This is a genomic window from Pseudoroseomonas cervicalis ATCC 49957, from assembly GCF_000164635.1.
GTDB classification, from domain to species: Bacteria; Pseudomonadota; Alphaproteobacteria; order Acetobacterales; family Acetobacteraceae; genus Pseudoroseomonas; species Pseudoroseomonas cervicalis.
The window spans coordinates 1-992 of sequence record NZ_GG771073.1 but is presented as its reverse complement, the minus strand read 5'-3'; the positions used below and the strand labels follow the sequence as shown (position 1 = coordinate 992).

Genomic DNA, 992 nt, shown 5'->3' with positions numbered 1-992 from the left:
AGGGGCGGGCGCGGCGGCAATCAAGGCGGGGGCGGGGCGGTTCAGCCAGGCCTCGCCCACCCGGTCGGCGCCGGAGGGCAGCGGCGCGCGCGGATTGCCGATCCAGGCCAGGATGTCGTCGGCCACCTGCTCCTTCACCCCGTCGCGCAGCAGCAGGTGGAAGCCGTCGGGGTAGCGGGCCAGCCGCGCCTCGGGCCGCATGCGGGAGAGGGCGGCGCGCGTCACCTCGGGCGGCACCACACGGTCCTGCGCGCCCTGCAGCACCAGCGTCGGCGCGGCGCAGCAGCCCGCCAGGCTCTGCGTCGCCCTATCCATCAGGCCGAACAGCCCCCAGGCGGCGTCGATGCGGGTGTCCTTGATGGTCAGCGGGTCGCGGCCGAAGCGGCGCAGCGCGTCGAGATTGTCGCTGGCGGTGATGTTGCCGGCGCTCGGCGGGAAGGCCAGCGCCGGCAGGGTGTGCGCCAGCAGCCAGAAGGCGCCGGTGGCCACCGGCCCTACCTCGGCGCGCGACCAGAAGGCGGGCGCCATCAGCAGGATGCCATCCACCGGCAGGGGCTGGCCGGTGGCCGCCAGCACGGCGACGGCCGCGCCCATGCTCTCGCCCATCAGGTAGAGCGGCAGGTCCGGGTGGCGGGCGCGCAGCAGGCGCAGCGCCTCGGCCGCGTCCGCCGCCATGCTCTCCGCCCCCGGCCACAGGGTGCGGCCGGGCGAGGCGCCGAAGCCGCGCTGGTCATAGGCATAGGTGACCACCCCGCCCTCGGCCAGGCGGTCGAAGCCGTCGATCAGGAAATTGCCGGAATGGTCGTTGAAGCCGTGCAGCGCCAGGATGACGGCACGCGGCGCCACCCCCTCGGGGGGCGCGCGGTGGCGCAGCTTCAGCCTGGCGCCATCGGCGGCCAGCAGCGTGTCCTGCTCGGGCAGCAGGGCCGGGGTGGCGATCACCGGACCCGCCGGCTCCACGCGGGGCGCGCAGGCGGCCAGCAGCGCCGCCG

General features: G+C 76.2%; 1 protein-coding gene. It reads right to left on the bottom strand.

Features of this window, described 5'->3' with window-relative positions; all coding sequences use genetic code 11:
* The coding region (locus tag HMPREF0731_RS21780; protein ID WP_007006417.1) for an alpha/beta hydrolase at positions 1-992 on the bottom strand (992 nt) is incomplete at both ends.